This window comes from Amycolatopsis orientalis DSM 43388, from assembly GCF_000411975.1.
In the GTDB taxonomy this organism is placed as follows: domain Bacteria; phylum Actinomycetota; class Actinomycetes; order Mycobacteriales; family Pseudonocardiaceae; genus Amycolatopsis; species Amycolatopsis orientalis_D.
Map to the genome: position 1 here is coordinate 120128 of NZ_ASXG01000099.1, position 13275 is coordinate 133402.

Genomic DNA, 13275 nt, shown 5'->3' on the forward strand with positions numbered 1-13275 from the left:
GCATGACGACTTTGGAACCGGCGGCCGACGCGGCTGTCGACAACCTGGCCGCCCTTGAGTCCGAGGCCATCCACATCTTCCGCGAGGTCGCGGGCGAGTTCGACCGGCCGGTGATCCTGTTCTCCGGCGGCAAGGACTCGACGCTGATGCTGCACCTGGCGATCAAGGCGTTCTGGCCCGCGCCGGTGCCGTTCCCGCTGCTGCACGTGGACACCGGGCACAACTTCGACGAGGTCCTCGAGTTCCGCGACCGCGTCGTCGAAAAGCACGGGCTGCGGCTGGTCGTCGCGAAGGTGCAGGACTGGATCGACGACGGCAGGCTCGAGGAGCGCGCCGACGGCCTGCGCAACCCGCTGCAGACCACGCCGCTGCTGGAGACGATCGCGGAGAACAAGTTCGACGCGGTCTTCGGCGGCGGCCGCCGCGACGAGGAGCGGGCGCGGGCGAAGGAGCGGATCTTCAGCCTGCGCAACGCTTTCGGCCAGTGGGAGCCGCGCCGGCAGCGGCCGGAGCTGTGGAACCTCTACAACGGGCGGCACCGTCCGGGCGAGCAGGTCCGCGTCTTCCCGCTGTCCAACTGGACCGAAGCCGACGTGTGGAACTACATCGCGCGCGAGAAGGTCGAGCTGCCTTCGATTTACTACGCCCACCGGCGCGCGGTCTACCAGCGCGACGGCATGTGGCTCAGCGAAGGCCCGTGGGGCGGGCCGCGGCCCGGCGAGGAAGTGCGCGAGCTGAGCGTGCGCTACCGGACCGTCGGCGACGGTTCGTGCACCGGCGCGATCGAGTCCACCGCGTCCACGGTGGAAGAAGTGATCGCCGAGGTCCAGGCTTCGCGGCTGACCGAACGCGGCGCCACCCGCGCCGACGACCGGATGTCCGAGGCGGCCATGGAAGACCGCAAACGGGAGGGCTACTTCTGATGTCGAGCCTGCTGAGGCTGGCCACCGCGGGCAGCGTGGACGACGGGAAGTCCACGCTGGTCGGCCGGCTGCTGTACGACACCAAGTCCGTCCTCGCCGACCAGCTCGACGCGGTCACCCGCGCGTCTGTCGACAAAGGACTGTCCACTCCGGACCTGTCGCTGCTCGTCGACGGCCTGCGCTCGGAGCGCGAGCAGGGCATCACGATCGACGTCGCGTACCGGTACTTCGCCACACCGAAGCGGTCGTTCGTGCTCGCCGACACCCCGGGACACGTGCAGTACACCCGCAACACGGTCACCGGCGCGTCCACCGCGCAGCTCGCCGTGCTGCTGGTCGACGCGCGCAACGGCGTGGTCGAGCAGACCCGGCGGCACGCGGCGGTCCTCGCGCTGCTCGGCGTGCCGCAGCTGGTGCTGGCGGTGAACAAGATCGACCTCGTGGACTACGACGAGAACACCTTCGGCGTGATCGCCAAGGAGTTCACCGCGCACGCGGAATCGCTCGGCTACGACTCGGCGTCCGTCGTCGCGATCCCGGTTTCCGCGCTGGTCGGCGACAACGTGGCCACCCGGTCCGAGCGGACCCCGTGGTACGACGGGCCATCGCTGCTGGAGCACCTCGAAAACGTGCCGGCGGCCCCGGATCCGCACGATTCGGCGCTGCGGTTCCCGGTGCAGTACGTGATCCGCCCGCGCACCCCGGAGTACCCGGACTACCGCGGTTACGCCGGGCAGATCGCCGCGGGCACGGTGCGTCCGGGCGACGAGATCGTCGTGCAGCCGCACGGGATCCGCAGCCGGGTCGAGCGGATCGACACCGCGGACGGGCCGCTGGAAGAAGCGGGCGCCGGCACCTCGGTGACCCTGCTGCTGGCCGACGACATCGACATCAGCCGCGGCGACCTCATCGCGGCCGCCGAGGCGCCGCCCGCGGTCACCGACGAGATCACCGGCACGCTGTGCTGGCTGTCTTCGAAGCCGCTCAAGACCGGCGCGCGGGTGCTGATCAAGCACGGCACCCGGACCGTGCAGGGACTCGCCGCCGAGTTGCACGCCCGGTTCGACGAGCAGACCCTGTCCAGTGTGGACTCTCCGCAAAGCCTGGAGCTCAACGACATCGGCAGCGTCAGCCTGCAGCTGGCCGAGCCGCTGCCGGTCGACGACTACGGCGTGAGCCCGCGCACCGGCGCGTTCCTGGTGATCGACCCGAAGGACGGCGACACCCTCGCCGCCGGTCTCGTCGGAGAACGGTTCTCGTGACGCCTCCCCTGGTCGCCGTCGCGCACGGCAGTCGTGATCCCCGCTCCGCCGCGACGGTGCGAGCGCTGGTCGACGTCGTCCGTGCGCAGGCGCCGGGGCTGGACGTGCACGAGTCGTTCCTCGACCTGTCGGAGCCGCGCGTCACCGACGTGCTGCGCGGGCTTTACGCCGACGGGCATCGCTCCGCGGTCGTCGTGCCGTTGTTGCTGGGCAGCGCTTTCCACGCCCGCGTCGACCTGCCCGCGCTGGTCGACGAGGTGACCGCGGCGTGCCCCGGGTTCCGGATCCGGGTGTCGGACGTGCTGGGCGCCGACCCGGTGCTGCAAGCCGTCGCGCTCGAGCGGATCGCCGAAGCGCGCCGCGGCAGCGATACCGGCGTGCTGCTCAGCGCGGTCGGTTCCTCGAATCCCGAGGCCAACGCGGTCGTCGCCGGTTTGGCCGCCCGCTGGGAAAAGCAGCTCGGCCTGCCGGTGAGCGAGGCGTTCGCCAGCGCCGCCCAGCCGGACATCCCGGCCGCCGCGGCCCGGCTGCGCGACCGCGGCGCACGGCGTCTCGTGGTGGCGTCGTGGTTCCTGGCCCCCGGCCTGCTGCCGGATCGGATCGCTTCGCTGGCCCGCGAAGCCGACCCGCACGCGTTCATCGCCGAGCCGCTCGCGGACGACCCACGCGTCGCGGACGTCGTGATCGGCCGGTACGCCGCCGCGATCTCCGGCCTGCTGCGCGCCGCCGCCTGACCTTCGCACCGGGCAGCCCGCCCCGATCGCGCGCGACCGGCGCTCCGAGCCTTGGTCGCGCGCTCGCCTGACTCGCCCTCCCGGACCACCGTCGGTAGACCCGAACGGCCGATCGGACCACTCCTACCGCCACGAGGTGAGCGATATTCACATTTTCCGTCACGGTGCGCTGCTGTGAACGGTCAATCCTTGACGCGCTACTTAACTTGCCGGTAACTCTCTAATCGCTGCGCAGCTTTCTCTCTCCCCTCGTGAAACCCGCAGGTAGGAGCACACAGATGAAAGCACCTCACTTTTACCGGCTGGCCGCGCTGACGGCGGTCGCCGCGCTTCCTCTCGCTCTCGCGGCCCCGGCGTCCGCCGCGACCGCGATCACCTTCGACTGCCAGGCCGACGCGCCGGTGGTCGGCCCGCAGCAGGTGTCGCTGACCCAGAACGCCGACGTCACCGCGCCCGCGACGGTCGCGCCCGGCGCGGCGTTCGATGTCGTCATCGACCCCGCGCCCAACACCGTCCCGAGCGACGTGGGCGGCAACAAGGTCAAGAACATCAACACCTTCGCGCTGAAGTTCCCCGTACCGGCCAACTCGACCTACGTCGGCGCCGACCTCGCCGGCGGCTCCGGCCTCGGCGACACCCCGCCGACGATCAGCGTCGCCGACGGCGTCGCGACGCTGAGCTTCCCCGGCCCGATCGCCGGCGGCGCGACCTTCGAACTGCCGACCATCACCGCGCACCTCAAAGCCGGCGACTCCGGCACGATCGAGACGAAACTGTCCGGCACCAGCTACAGCGACCCCGGCCTGACCTTCAAGGCCGTGGCGAGCAGCATCATCGGCGACGTCACCGCGCCGACGGCGTGCTTCCCCAACCCGAGCCCGGTCTTCACCACGACGACCATCGGCTAACCCCGGATCGCGGCCACCCGCTGCGCCCGGGTGGCCGCGCCCGGTTCAGGGCAGCAGCAGTCCCCAGCAGACCGCCCACGGCACGAACACCAGCCCGGCCGCGAGCGGCGCGAGCACCTCGCGCCTCCGGTCCGGTTTCCGCAGTCCAGCCAGGGTCGCCGCCAGCGCCGCTACGGTCGCGACCGCCAGCACCTGCACCGCCAGCCACGGCAACGGCCGCCCGGCGAGCACCGGTCCGAGGTTCTTCATCCCGGACATCTGCGCCCAGCCGAGCATTCCGACGAACCCGGCGACGGTCGCCGTCCCCAATCCGGCGAGCCACCGGGACGACCTGGTCCCCCTTCGGCGCACCAGCGAAACCACTCCGCCGACAGCAAACCCGCCGAGCAGCAGAGCGAGCGCGATCCCTTGCGCCGCAATAGATTCCCACCAAGCGAGTGGCTTGAGCACCTCCGTCGGCCGCTGCGTGAAGGCCGCGGTTTCGACGTGCACACCCTGCCGATCCGCCAGCCACGCCCCGACTGCCTGCGGATATCCCGGCACGACCCGAGGCAGCCGGTCGAACCCGGCATCGCTGGTCGCGTACAGGTCCGGCCCGCCGCCCGCGACGAACCGGATCGCATGATTCGGGTTCGCCGCCAATGCGTCCGCGAAAATCCGGGAACTCTCGATTGGCGCGTGGTTGATGTCGAGGTCTCCCCACAACGCCAGAATCGGCTGTTTCAGCCGCCGCAGCACCGGCACCGGGTCGTAATCCGCCTCGGGAAACAACCCCGCGCCGATGGCGAACCGCGTTCCCTGAATCGGCAGCGCCGTCAGCAGCGCACCGGAAATCCCTTGATGGCGAAGGACATTCCCCCAATACCACGAGGTCTGCCGCGCACCGCCCATCCCGGAACCGCCGACTGTGATCACATACGAGATGTCCGCCGCCCGAGTCGCGGCGAGCGGCGCGACCCACGCACCCTCGCTGACTCCCCAGACCCCCACCTCGGCGGCTCCCGACGTCGCCCGCAACGCGCGGACCGCGGAGACGAGATCGTCCGCCAGCACGCCGTAATCGCGCTGAGTCTTGGAATAACCGCTGGAGCGCCGGTCGTAGACGAATGTCGTGACGCCGAGCCGGGTGAACATCTCGGCCTGCACCCGCAGATTGTCCCGCGTCCGCCAGTCCGACCCGCCCTGCAGGACGATCGCGGACTTCGCCGGTCCGCTCGGCCGGAATATCGTGCCGTGCAACGTGATTCCGCCAGCGCCAGGGAAACTGACGTCCGCGGACGGTTGTGCTTGTCCCGGCTGGGCGGTCGCCAAGAGCGAGCCCAGCACGAGGATCGCGGCGGCGAGCCGCGATTTGCCCCAGGGCAGCATGAAGTGTTCTCCTTGCTTCGGGAGATCGTGCGACGTTTTCCCTTGTTCCTGGGTGCCGAGTGGCCGCTCGGCACCCAGGGCCTTCCCGTTCAGTCCTGGCCGGCCTCCTCTCCGGCCGGCGCCGGGAACGCGAGCATCCGCGTCTCGACCCGGCGCGCCCCCTCCGGCGTTTCGCCGTCCGGCCGCTGATACCGCCGCAGCAAGGCGAGATACGCCTCGAAGAAATCCCCCAGCTCGTCCAGCGTCACGGTGATCGCGCCGCGCGAGTACGGAATCGCGTCCGCCCATTCCCCCAGGCGCGGCCGCTCGCGCTCGAACCGCTCGTACAGTTCGGTGTCGCCCGCGAGCCACAGCCGGTGCAGCTCGCCGATCGCGGCTTTCGCCGGATCGTCCCGCTCGTCCGCGGGCGGCAACCGCAGGTCCTGGGGCACCGCGCGCCACCAGCGCTCCCGGCCGCGCGCACGTTCGGGCAGCTCCTCGACGAACCCGTTCTCCGCCAGGACCCGCAGGTTGTAACTGGTCCCCCCGCTGGTCACGCCCAGCCGCTCGGCGAGCGTCGTGGAGGTCGCCGGCCCGGACGCGGAGAGCAGCTCGAGAATCCGCTGCCGCAACGGGTTCGCGAGCGCCTTGAGTGCCTTCAGATCAGCGGAGCGAGGTTCTGCCATGCCCCCACGGTAGCGATGCACGAGTTTCCGTGCACGGTTTTTCGTGCATCAACTTCGCCCCGGCTCTCGGCGAGGTGGTGTGCGAAAGTGTCAGGCATGGCTGACGAACTGGTGCACTACGAGGTGGCGGCCGGCATCGCCACGATCACCCTGGATTCCCCGCACAACCGCAACGCGCTGTCGGCGCAGCTGCGGCGCGAACTGAGCGAGTCGCTGGACAAGACCCGCGAGGACGACGCGGTGCGCGTGGTGCAGCTGACCCACACCGGACCGGTCTTCTGCGCGGGCATGGACCTGAAGGAAGCCCGCGGCGCCGGTTCGTCCGACCAGGGCGTGAACGAGTTCCCGAAGATCCTCGACCAGCTGTGGACGAGCCCGAAACCGGTCGTCGCCCGGCTGGCCGGCCCCGCTCGCGCGGGCGGCATCGGCATGGTCGCCGCGTGCGACATCGCGGTCGCGGTCCCGGAAGCGACGTTCGCCTTCTCCGAGGTCCGGATCGGCGTCGTCCCGGCGGTCATCAGCCTCACGGTGCTGCCGCGGCTGAACCCGCGCGCCGCGCACGAACTGTTCCTGACCGGCGACGTCTTCGACGCGAAGCGCGCGGTCGAGATCGGCCTCCTGAACGCTTGTGTCCCGGCCGAAGAGCTGGACAAGACGGTCGAGGGCTACCTCACGTCGTTGACCCTGGGCGGCCCGAAAGCCCTGGCCGCCACGAAGGAACTGCTGGCCCGGCCGCGCCCGGCGACCCCGGCCGAGGGCTTCGCCGACATGAACGCCCTGTCCGCGGGCTTCTTCGCCAGCGAGGAAGGACAGGAAGGCATCCTGGCCTTCGCGCAGAAGCGCAAGCCGAACTGGGTCCCGCAGGACTGACCCGGACCGGGAGGGGAGCCGAGCGGTTCCCCTCCCGGCTCGTCAGGAATCCACCAGCACCAAGGTCAGCCGCCGGTCGCCGGAGCCCATCGCCCGCTGCGCGTCCGACAGCACGCTCCGCACCGCCAGGTACGCCTTGGGCTCGGCGGCCTTCAACGCGTCCGACCCGGTCCAGATCAGCACGTGCTCGCCGGTCGGCAGCCACGACAAGTCCGTGAGCATGTCGTACAACGCGTCCAGGTTCCGCCCGAAATACGAGGGGAACGACAGCGCCTCGCCGATCGCGTCCAGGGTGGACAGCTTGTCCGTCGTCCGCGCGCCGTCGACCTGATGCGGATACGCACCCCGCGCGAAGGCCGCGTCCGCCGCGGTCCGCGCCGTTTCGCCGGCGCTCACCGCGCGGGATCCACAACGACGAACGACGCGTAATGATCCCCTGTGTAATACAACTCTTTCCCCGCTCCCGTGATCAGCCGCCGGGCCCCTCGGTCCGGGCTCCCCGGCGTCTTCACGGTGTACTCGTGGTAATAGCCGTTCTTCTCCGGGGGCAGCTTCTTCTCCCGGTTCTGGAAGACGACATCGTCATTGCGCGGATAAGGGTAAGGCCCGCCCTTTTGGATCAAGCTCCACGTGTCCTTCGCCTGGGGAGGCAGCGAGGACAGCGGTTTGACCGGCAGCTTGGAAGCCGCCCCCGGCACCTTCCCGGACGCGGCGGAAGTGCTCGACGAGGACGAGGGCGCCGGCGAATCCGAGGAGCCGGCGGTTTCCTTGACGAGCCATCCGCCGAGCACCAGCACGAGGAGACCGACGAGCGCAGCGGTGATCCGCCTACGGTTGACCATGGTGCGCCAGCTTAGGAGCGACCGGAACGCTCGTCGTCACGGGCCGTGCCGAACCAGCGGCCGAAGCGTTCGACCAGCTTGTCGATGGCCCACGCGGCGAGCAGGCACAGCGGCACGAGCACCGCCATCACCAGCACGAACTGCACCGGGAACCAGGCTTGGGCAAGCCACAGCTCGACCCCGTCCCACCAGTTGGCCAAGCCCTCGAACACGAGTGTGAGCCTACGCGCGCTCGCCTGCGTCGGGGCGGGCAGGGGAGGTAGGTTGCTGCCATGTTCGCCGTATACGCGCAGGAACCCAACGCCGAGTCCCCGCTCGATTCGCTGGTCGTCGGCGAGCGGCCGGAACCCGAGGTGCCCGAAGGCTGGGTCCGGGTGCACGTCAAAGCCGCCAGCCTGAACATGCACGACCTGTGGACCTTGCGCGGCGTCGGCATCAAGCCCGACCAGTTCCCGATGATCCTCGGCTGCGACGGAGCGGGAACGCTCGACGACGGCACCGAGGTCGTGCTGCATTCGGTGATCAACGCGCCGGGCTGGCAGGGCGACGACACGCTCGACCCGAAGCGCACCCTGCTCACCGAAAAGCACCAGGGCACGTTCGCCGACCAGGTCGTGGTCCCGGCCCGCAACGCGGTGCCGAAGCCGGCCGGCCTGACCTTCGCCGAGGGCGCGACGATGGGCACCGCGTGGCTCACCGCGTACCGGATGCTGTTCGTGAAGTCGGGTCTGCGGCCCGGCCAGACGATGCTGGTGCAGGGCGCGTCCGGCGGCGTGTCGACCGCGCTGATCGCGCTCGGCCGCGCGGCCGGGTTCCGCGTGTGGGTCACCGGGCGCACCGAGGAGAAGCGCGCGCTGGCCGAGAGCGTCGGCGCGCACCAGAGCTTCGAGTCCGGCGCGCGGCTGCCCGAGCGGGTGGACGCGGTGTTCGAGACCGTCGGCAAGGCCACCTGGGGCCACACGCTCAAGTCGCTGAAGCCGGGCGGCGTGGTCGTGGTGTCCGGTTCGACGAGCGGCCCCGACCCGTCGGCCGACCTGCAGCGGGTGTTCTTCCTGCAGCTGCGCGTCCTCGGCTCGACCATGGGCACCCGCGACGAGCTGGCCGACCTGCTCGCCTACCTCGATCTGAAGGGCATCAAGCCGCAGATCGGCGCCGAGCTCCCCCTCACGGAGGCCCCCGCGGGATTCGCCGCGATGGCCGCCGGGGAGACCGCGGGCAAGATCGTCTTCACCCGCTGATCGCGGCCGCACCGCGCTGGCCTGGGCTTTTCCTTCCCGAATGCGCCCGGGCCAGCGCTTTTACCCGTTCTCCAGTGAATCGTCAACACCCCAGCTTCGCAATCAGATAGTGACCCCCGAAGTTCCACCAGAAGTCGACCTTGGGCGGTTAACCTGGAGAACATGACCGCGACGCAGCGGCCCGCACCCGCCGACCGGGGCGGCCGGCCCCCCAGCGATCCGGCGCCCGTCCGGGAGTCGTTCCGGCGGTTCGCCGGGATCCGCACGCGCGTGCTCGAGGTCGGGCCGCCCGTCGCCGAGGCGCCCGCACCCAAGCGCACGCGCCGCAAGGGCGCCGAGAAGCCCCGCGCGCCCCGGCTCGTGCTGCTCCACGGGTATTGCGACAGTGCCGACACGTGGCGTCCGGTACTCGGAGAACTAGCGGCCGCGGGCATCGCCGCGGTCGCGGTCGACCTTCCCGGCTTCGGCGAGGCGCAACCGCTGCGCCCCGGTCCGATGCTCCCCCAGCTCGACGCGTTCACCGCCGCGGTGGTGCGCGAACAGGCCGTGCTCGGCCCGGTGGTGCTCGCGGGCAACTCGCTCGGCGGCACGATGAGCCTGCGCGCGGCGCAGAACCACCGGCTGCCGACCGCGGGCGTGGTGTCGATCGCCGCGCCCGGTTTCGTCGACTCGTGGCTGGTGCGCACGGTCGGGCGCAATCCGCTGCCGCTGCGGCTGTACTCCTCGCTTCCGTTGCCGGTGCCGGGCTTCCTGGTCCGCGCGGTGGCCGGACAGGTCGTGCCGCGGATCCTCTACGCCGACTCGAAGCACGCCGACGCGAGCCAGGTCGCGCGGTTCACCACCCTCTTCCCCGACTACCGGGCCACCACGTCCCGGCTCGAACAGGCGCGGCAGCTCGTCTCGGAGCTGGCCGACGCCTACCGGCTCGACCTGATCACGATCCCGCTGCTCGCGGTCGCGTGCGGCAAGGACAAGCTCGTGACCGCCGCGTCCGGGCGGAAGCTGCACACCCTGGTGCCGCACAGCAGGCTCGTCGTCCGGGAGGACTGGGGCCACTGCCCGCAGCTGGACGATCCGGCCGAGGTCGCGGAGCTGCTCGCGTTCTTCGCCGCGGGCGCGGTCCGCTCCGCCACGCGTCCGGCGCCCACGGTCAGAGACGTCGAGACCGGCTCCGCGACCGGGTGACCCGAGCCGCCGAGATCGTCACACTGCGGAGTCGGTGACAGGCGGAGCGCCTCCGGGTACGGTGCCCTGCCAGGGCCCGGAACCCGGGCCCGGCGAACCACCAGTCTGAGGAGACGTCGATGTCAGCTCCGCGCGGCCCTGACCTGGGCACCGGGACCGGGATCTTCCGGCGGAAGCCGATCGAAGCCATCGAGCAAACCGGCGAAAGCGGCCTGCAGCGCACGCTCGGCCTGCGGCAGCTGACCGCGATCGGCGTCGGCGGCATCATCGGCGCGGGCATCTTCTCGCTCGCCGGCGCGGTCGCGAACAAGACCGCGGGCCCGGCCGTGCTGATCTCGTTCCTGATCGCGGGCATCGCCAGCGCCGCGGCCGCGTTCTCCTACGCCGAGTTCGCCGGCCTCATCCCGCGCGCGGGCTCCGCCTACACCTACGGGTACGCGGTGCTCGGCGAGATCGTCGGCTGGTTCATCGGCTGGGACCTGCTGCTGGAGTACACCGCGATCGTGTCCGTGGTGGCGATCGGGATTTCCGGCTATTTCAACGATTTGCTGGGCTTCCTGCACGTGTCGCTGCCGCACTGGATGGCCGGCGCGCCCGGGACGGAACCGGCGGGCGTCGCGCCGGGGTCGTACAAGATCAACCTGTTCGCGGTGCTGCTCTGCCTGCTGATCGCGTTCATCCTCAACCAGGGCATGAAGAACGCGGCGCGCTTCGAGACGCTGCTGGTGTACTTGAAGGTCGGCCTGGTGCTGCTGGTGATCGTGGTCGGCGCCTTCCACATCCAAAGCGGCAACTACAGCAACTTCTTCCCGTTCGGCCTCAGCGGCGCTTTCACCGGCGCGGCAACGGTGTTCTTCGCGGTCTTCGGCTACGACGCGATGTCCACCGCGGCGGAAGAGTCGCAGGACTCGCAGAAGCACATGCCGAAGGCGATCATCTACTCGCTGGCGATCTCGATGGTGCTGTACGTGCTGGCCTGCCTGGTGCTGACCGGCATGGTGAAGTACACCGACATCAACCCGGAAGCCGCGTTCTCGAGCGCGTTCGCGAAGGTCGGCCTCGGCTGGCTGGGCGCGATCATCGCGGTGGGAGCCATCATCGGCATCCTGACGGTCCTCTTCACCTTCCTGCTGGGCGCGACGCGCGTGGGCTACTCGATGAGCCGGGACGGCCTGCTGCCGAAGTGGTTCTCGAAGACCCATCCGGTCCGCAAGGTCCCGTCGCGCATCACGTGGATCCTGGGCGTCGCTTCGGCTTTGATCGCGGGCGTGCTCCCCATCGGCGAGGCCGCGGAGCTGACGAACATCGGCATCCTGCTGGCCTTCGTGGTCGTCTGCGTCGCGGTGATCGTGCTGCGCTACAAGCGCCCCGACCTGCCGCGCACGTTCAAGACGCCGGGCATGCCGGTGGTCCCGGTCATCGGGGTCGTGTTCTCGGTCTGGCTGATCACGTTCCTGAAGCCGGAAACCTGGCTGCGCTTCGCGATCTGGTTCGTGATCGGCATGGTGATCTACTTCGCCTACGGCAAACGCCACTCCGCGATGGAACGCGGCGAGGGGACCGGCGAGTCCGGGCTCGAGTCCACTTCGGACTGATCGCGCGTTCGAGCGGGTTTCCTGCGGGGGACGCTGTGGCGGCGTCCCCCGCATTTTCTTGTGCGCCTGCCTGGCCTCGCCGGGAAAGTTCCGCGCAGGCCAACCTCCCGCCCCGCCTCAGCGCAACCGGTCGAGCCGTTCCGCCGCCGCCTTCGCCTCGGTGCGCAGCCGGGCCATGATCGAGGCCGCGGAACCGTCGCTGGCGAGCGGGTAGGTCTGCCCGGCCCACAGCGACATCGCCTCCGGATCGCCGGCCTTGGCGGCCGCCGCGCGGACTGGCTTGCTCAGGTGGTGCAGTTGCGGATACGCGGAGGGCGCGTCGGCGGAGAGGTCGCTCAGGACACGGTTCACCATGCCCCGCGCCGGGCGTCCGCTGAACGCGCGCGTGAACGCCGTGGTCCGGCCGGCTTCGGCGAGCGCGCGCCGCTGGGTCTCGCCGGTGCCCGCTTCCGTCGCGAGCAGGAAAGCCGTGCCCATCTGCGCCGCCGACGCGCCAGCAGCCAGCACCGCCGCGACGTCGGCGCCGTTGACCAGTCCTCCGGCCGCGATCAACGGCAGGCTCGTGCGCGCGCCGAGCAGCCGCAGCAGCGCGAGCAGGCCGTACTCCTCGCCGCCGGCCGGGTTGCCCGAGTCGTCGGTGAACACGCCGCGATGCCCGCCGGCTTCGAACCCCTGTACGACCAGCGCGTCCGCTCCGCGCGCGGCCGCGAGGTCGGCTTCCTCCGGGTTCGTGACGGTGACCGCGACCTTGCCGCCCGCCTCGTGGATCCGCTGCACCTCAGCGGACGTCGGCGCGCCGAAGGTGAACGACACCACCGGAACCCGGTGCCGCACGACGAGGTCGAGTTTCGCCGGGTACGCGTCGTCGTCCCAGACCGGGTCGCCGAGTTCGACGCCGTAACGCACGGCTTCGGCGAGCAGCCGTTCGCGGTGCGCGCTCAGGTCGGCCACCGACCGGCCGCCGGGGACGAACAGGTTGACGCCGAACCGCCCGCCGGTGAGGTCGGCGGCGTGCGCGAGCTGGGCGTCCAGCGTCTCCGGGCTGAGGTAGCCGGCGGCGAGGAAACCGAACCCGCCCGCGTCCGTGACGGCGCCGACCAGCTGCGGGGTCGTCGGCCCGCCCGCCATCGGCGCCACGATCACCGGGAACTCGAGATCATCGAACATGTCCCCGAGCCTAGTGCCGGACCGGAAATGCGCCGGGCAGCCGCCGCGTTGCACAGGACCATGACGGCAACCCTGGAACAGCTCCGCGCGCTGACGGTGCAGGAGAACGGCCTCGCCACCGTGGCCACGACCCGCGCCGACGGCACCGTGCACGCGTCCGTGGTGAACGCGGGCGTCCTGGACGACCCGGTGACCGGCAAGCCAAGCGTGGGCTTCGTCGCCGTCGGCGGTGCGCACAAGCTCATGCTGCTGCGCCGCAACGGCCACGCGACGGTGACCTTCCGCCGCGGCTGGCACTGGCTCTCGGTGACCGGCCCGGTCCGCCTGATCGGCCCGGACGACCCCGACCCGTCCTTCCCGGCCGACGGCCTGCCGCCCCTGCTGCGCGAGGTGTTCCGCGCCGCGACGGGCACCCACGACGACTGGGAGGAATACGACCGGGTGATGGCCGCCGAACGCCGGGTCGCGGTGTTCGTGGAGGTGGGCAAGATCATCGGGAACGCCTGAGCGCGCCCGGA

Annotated in this window: 15 protein-coding genes; 9 read left to right on the forward strand and 6 right to left on the reverse strand. The window is 70.7% G+C overall.

Going from position 1 to position 13275, the window contains the following annotated elements:
• Positions 1-2 precede the first annotated feature (2 nt).
• The 4 genes from cysD (at position 3) to L942_RS19895 (ending at position 3827) form a co-directional block, all read left to right on the forward strand.
• Positions 3-923, forward strand: coding sequence for a sulfate adenylyltransferase subunit CysD (gene cysD / locus L942_RS19880; RefSeq protein WP_037362495.1), 921 nt, complete (start codon positions 3-5; stop codon positions 921-923).
• Positions 923-2185 carry a sulfate adenylyltransferase subunit 1 gene (locus L942_RS19885; RefSeq protein ID WP_037362497.1) on the forward strand — a complete coding sequence of 421 codons (1263 nt, stop codon included), beginning with the start codon at positions 923-925 and terminating at the stop codon, positions 2183-2185. Before cysD ends, L942_RS19885 begins: the two co-directional genes overlap by 1 nt.
• On the forward strand, positions 2182-2919 hold the full coding sequence (locus tag L942_RS19890) for a sirohydrochlorin chelatase (RefSeq protein WP_037362499.1): 738 nt from the start codon (positions 2182-2184) through the stop codon (positions 2917-2919). Before L942_RS19885 ends, L942_RS19890 begins: the two co-directional genes overlap by 4 nt.
• Before the next feature lie 278 nt (positions 2920-3197).
• On the forward strand, positions 3198-3827 hold the full coding sequence (locus tag L942_RS19895) for a hypothetical protein (protein ID WP_037362501.1): 630 nt from the start codon (positions 3198-3200) through the stop codon (positions 3825-3827).
• A gap of 45 nt (positions 3828-3872) precedes the next feature.
• On the opposite strand, the gene L942_RS19900 is transcribed toward L942_RS19895, so the two are convergent.
• On the reverse strand, positions 3873-5195 hold the full coding sequence (locus L942_RS19900; protein ID WP_051166105.1) for an alpha/beta hydrolase family protein: 1323 nt from the start codon (positions 5193-5195) through the stop codon (positions 3873-3875).
• A gap of 89 nt (positions 5196-5284) precedes the next feature.
• Positions 5285-5860 (reverse strand): ArsR/SmtB family transcription factor, encoded by a 576-nt coding sequence (locus tag L942_RS19905; protein ID WP_037362503.1) that lies wholly within the window; start codon positions 5858-5860, stop codon positions 5285-5287.
• A 96-nt stretch (positions 5861-5956) separates the two neighbouring features.
• Between L942_RS19905 and L942_RS19910 the strand changes: the two genes are divergently transcribed.
• Positions 5957-6730: an enoyl-CoA hydratase-related protein gene (locus tag L942_RS19910; protein WP_037362505.1), complete on the forward strand. Its 774-nt coding sequence runs from the start codon at positions 5957-5959 to the stop codon at positions 6728-6730.
• Positions 6731-6772: 42 nt separating this feature from the next.
• Here L942_RS19910 and L942_RS19915 read toward each other — a convergent pair whose 3' ends face one another.
• Genes L942_RS19915 through L942_RS19925 form a run of 3 tightly spaced genes read right to left on the reverse strand, consistent with a single transcriptional unit; the run spans position 6773 to position 7784 of the window.
• Complete coding sequence (locus L942_RS19915; protein ID WP_037362506.1) at positions 6773-7126, reverse strand: barstar family protein; 354 nt, start codon at positions 7124-7126, stop codon at positions 6773-6775.
• Positions 7123-7572: a ribonuclease domain-containing protein gene (locus L942_RS19920; protein ID WP_037362508.1), complete on the reverse strand. Its 450-nt coding sequence runs from the start codon at positions 7570-7572 to the stop codon at positions 7123-7125. Before L942_RS19920 ends, L942_RS19915 begins: the two co-directional genes overlap by 4 nt.
• Positions 7573-7583: 11 nt before the next feature.
• The gene (locus L942_RS19925) at positions 7584-7784 is read right to left on the reverse strand and encodes a hypothetical protein (RefSeq protein ID WP_037362510.1); all 201 of its coding nucleotides are present in this window, start codon (positions 7782-7784) and stop codon (positions 7584-7586) included.
• Positions 7785-7844: 60 nt separating this feature from the next.
• Here L942_RS19925 and L942_RS19930 point away from each other — a divergent pair, with 60 nt between their 5' ends.
• The 3 genes from L942_RS19930 (at position 7845) to L942_RS19940 (ending at position 11590) form a co-directional block, all read left to right on the forward strand.
• On the forward strand, positions 7845-8810 hold the full coding sequence (locus L942_RS19930; RefSeq protein WP_037362512.1) for a zinc-binding dehydrogenase: 966 nt from the start codon (positions 7845-7847) through the stop codon (positions 8808-8810).
• A 162-nt stretch (positions 8811-8972) separates the two neighbouring features.
• A complete protein-coding gene (locus tag L942_RS19935) occupies positions 8973-9995 on the forward strand; it encodes an alpha/beta fold hydrolase (RefSeq protein WP_037362513.1) in 1023 nt (340 codons plus the stop codon).
• Positions 9996-10114: 119 nt separating this feature from the next.
• On the forward strand, positions 10115-11590 hold the full coding sequence (locus L942_RS19940) for an amino acid permease (protein WP_037362515.1): 1476 nt from the start codon (positions 10115-10117) through the stop codon (positions 11588-11590).
• A 117-nt stretch (positions 11591-11707) separates the two neighbouring features.
• On the opposite strand, the gene L942_RS19945 is transcribed toward L942_RS19940, so the two are convergent.
• Positions 11708-12757 (reverse strand): NAD(P)H-dependent flavin oxidoreductase, encoded by a 1050-nt coding sequence (locus tag L942_RS19945; RefSeq protein ID WP_037362517.1) that lies wholly within the window; start codon positions 12755-12757, stop codon positions 11708-11710.
• A gap of 60 nt (positions 12758-12817) precedes the next feature.
• On the opposite strand from L942_RS19945, the gene L942_RS19950 reads away from it, so the two are divergent.
• Positions 12818-13264 carry a pyridoxamine 5'-phosphate oxidase family protein gene (locus L942_RS19950; protein WP_037362519.1) on the forward strand — a complete coding sequence of 149 codons (447 nt, stop codon included), beginning with the start codon at positions 12818-12820 and terminating at the stop codon, positions 13262-13264.
• Positions 13265-13275: the final 11 nt, after the last annotated feature.

Bases quoted from the DNA above. Each gene is read 5' to 3' on its own strand.
- cysD (WP_037362495.1), top strand. From the start codon at position 3: ATGACGACTTTGGAACCGGCGGCCGACGCGGCTGTCGACAACCTGGCC.
- L942_RS19885 (WP_037362497.1), top strand. From the start codon at position 923: ATGTCGAGCCTGCTGAGGCTGGCCACCGCGGGCAGCGTGGACGACGGG.
- L942_RS19895 (WP_037362501.1), top strand. From the start codon at position 3,198: ATGAAAGCACCTCACTTTTACCGGCTGGCCGCGCTGACGGCGGTCGCC.
- L942_RS19900 (WP_051166105.1), bottom strand. From the start codon at position 5,195: ATGCTGCCCTGGGGCAAATCGCGGCTCGCCGCCGCGATCCTCGTGCTG.
- L942_RS19905 (WP_037362503.1), bottom strand. From the start codon at position 5,860: ATGGCAGAACCTCGCTCCGCTGATCTGAAGGCACTCAAGGCGCTCGCG.
- L942_RS19910 (WP_037362505.1), top strand. From the start codon at position 5,957: ATGGCTGACGAACTGGTGCACTACGAGGTGGCGGCCGGCATCGCCACG.
- L942_RS19920 (WP_037362508.1), bottom strand. From the start codon at position 7,572: ATGGTCAACCGTAGGCGGATCACCGCTGCGCTCGTCGGTCTCCTCGTG.
- L942_RS19930 (WP_037362512.1), top strand. From the start codon at position 7,845: ATGTTCGCCGTATACGCGCAGGAACCCAACGCCGAGTCCCCGCTCGAT.
- L942_RS19935 (WP_037362513.1), top strand. From the start codon at position 8,973: ATGACCGCGACGCAGCGGCCCGCACCCGCCGACCGGGGCGGCCGGCCC.
- L942_RS19940 (WP_037362515.1), top strand. From the start codon at position 10,115: ATGTCAGCTCCGCGCGGCCCTGACCTGGGCACCGGGACCGGGATCTTC.
- L942_RS19945 (WP_037362517.1), bottom strand. From the start codon at position 12,757: ATGTTCGATGATCTCGAGTTCCCGGTGATCGTGGCGCCGATGGCGGGC.
- L942_RS19950 (WP_037362519.1), top strand. From the start codon at position 12,818: ATGACGGCAACCCTGGAACAGCTCCGCGCGCTGACGGTGCAGGAGAAC.